The following is a 2,546-nucleotide window of genomic DNA, read 5'->3' on the forward strand; positions in this document are numbered from 1 at the left end:
AGTCGATCTTGTGCATCCAAAAAAATCGATGGTCAGAGAATTTCATTTTTCTAGATTACTTTGTAATCCAACATCCATTATTACAGATATCTATTTAGATCGTACCTCTATTAAAAGAATTCTAAATAATGTTGGCCTTCAGCAGTATGATAAACTTCTCGTTTCCGCTGAAACTAAAACCAGAAAACACAATGGTACAATTTATCCTGAATATTTAGAATTCCTACAAAAAACATATAATATTCCTGCAGACCAAGCTCTACATATTGGTGACAACTCGCAAGCCGATGGCCTCATGGCAAAAAAACATGGCTTAAAAAGTTATGTTTTCCAGAAAGCTATGGATAATTACAAGCAGTCTAAAATCGCAGAGGTTATGGCCGCTAGTTTGAAGTCTTCAGGTATATCAAGCTCAGTTTTAAACGGCTTATTCGCTAACAAATACAATGCCGGCCATTGGTATAAAATAAATAAATCCTCAATATTTAGAGGTGAAGAATACAATTATGGATATATTGCTATTGGTCCACTCGTAGTCGGGTTTGTTCAATGGTTGCATCGCCGAGCAAAAAGACTCGGCATTGATGAATTGTTTTTCTTATCCAGAGATGGATGGGTGTTAAAACAAGTATATGATGAACTATATGCTGATAATCCTACTTCACCAAAAAGCTCCTATCTTTATAGCTCAAGACGCGCAGCTATGGTGTCATCAATAAGAAACCTTGATGATATAATGGAAGTCGCTTCTCAAAACTTTAATGCCAGGTCCATAACTGAATTCCTGGAATCCCGTTTTGGCATCAATGCTGATGATATTAACGACGAAAAATTCTCAAAGTATGATTTCAAAAAAGACAGCATTGTCTCACCTTATTTTGATCATGGAAAATTACTCCAATTTCTAGAGTCAATTTCAGATTTGATTATCGCTAATGCAGAATTAGAGCGTACCAGCTATCTGGATTATTTAAACGACATTGATTTTATCACTCATTCTAAAAACAATAAAACTGCAGTCGTCGACATTGGTTATAGCGGATCAATGCAATATTACCTTAAAAAAATCCTGCAGATTGACTCTCTTCATGGATTCTATTTCTTAACCCATCATCACAGTCGCGACCATTTCCTGAATGAGCACTTTGAAGGATATTTACAAAACCTAGATGATCATCGTATTCCTTATCATCACGGGCTTAATGACCACGTATTTATATTTGAAGCAGCACTTAGCGCCCCCGAGGGAAGTCTAACAAAATTCATAAATACTGGAACTGAACGAAAAGCAGTCTTTTTAGAAGCTGAAGAAGAAATAATTCGAAAATCTGCTTTGATAAAAACACATAATGGTGTAGTAGATTTCACTAAGGATTTGAAAACAAGATTTTCATCTTATTTAGATAATATTGAGTTCTCACCAATTTTATCTAGCCGAATCATACTCTCGTTTGCCAATAACCCTAATGGTATTGATGCAAAGATGTTTTCCGGTCATGAGGTTGAAAATGTATTCGGCGGAGGTTCAGTATGTTTAGTTGCTTCCCCAGAAAAATATCATTTTAATGCAGATAACAGTATTAAACCTGAAGCATTGCAACAACTTCTGGCTGCATCAAAATGGAAAAAAGGAGCTCAGGCTTATTATTCATCATTTGAGAAAGACTTAAAGTCGGTTGATAGTATTATTTCGGATACTAAAACAAACAATGGTAATGTTGTTAACATCAAGAACAAAAATCCTGCATACATCGGAAAAACCCCAAAACAGCGTAAACGCGAAAAATTAAGAAAGGATCCTTATATTTTCTTCGATGACTCCAAAAAACCAAGCATCAAAAGATTTAAATATTTGTTCAAGAAAAACACCTTGCTAGGACGTTTTTCTACTGGTTTGTTGAGAGTTGTGGTGAGATAACTTCCTACTAATAACGAGTGCCAAACTATTGGCACTCGTTATTACACTCTATCTCCTATATTATTTTAATATTTCTTTTTCGGAGTTTCTAATATATACATTATACTTTGCTTTTGACTTTTTCTTTTGTTTGAATATCTCAATAAAACCTTCAACATTAGAAGTATCTATACCAACAAAGTTTTCTAATTCATAATCCCACCAATTCAGTTCCATTAACTCACTGATGATATCCTTACTAAATCTCAATTTAATGAATTTGGCTGGAACACCACCAACAATAGAATATGACTCGACGTTTTCTCTCACAATAGAACCTGCAGCAATTACTGCCCCATTACCGATCTCTACCCCTCTACATATAACTACATTGGCACCAATCCAAACATCATGCCCTATTTTAGGAATTTGATGTTTTTTCAATGTAAGATCTCTTTGAGTGCCAATTCTGTCTGGTATATTAAAACTGTGTTTCGAACCGAAAAAAATAGGGTGCATTGAAATATGATTAGGCTCATGCTCTCCCAAGCCTATCTTGACACCAGGAGCTATCGAACAATAGCGACCGATAATAGCCCCACCGACTAGGCAATTTTCGCCCAAATAACTGTAGGCGCCGATATTAAAT

1 protein-coding gene and 1 pseudogene are annotated in these 2,546 nt (G+C 35.3%); one reads left to right on the forward strand and one right to left on the reverse strand.

Annotated features, from left to right (window positions below; translation table 11 throughout):
* Nucleotides 1-1,918 (forward strand): annotated as a pseudogene (locus AC1DUO_RS24115) (hypothetical protein); the annotation flags it as partial.
* Between the two features lie 60 nt (nt 1,919-1,978).
* On the opposite strand, the gene AC1DUO_RS24120 reads toward AC1DUO_RS24115, so the two are convergent.
* The coding region (locus AC1DUO_RS24120) for a CatB-related O-acetyltransferase (RefSeq protein WP_477989114.1) at nt 1,979-2,546 on the reverse strand (568 nt) is incomplete at its 5' end.

It is taken from the genome of Rahnella sp. P4_A8 (assembly GCF_056402435.1).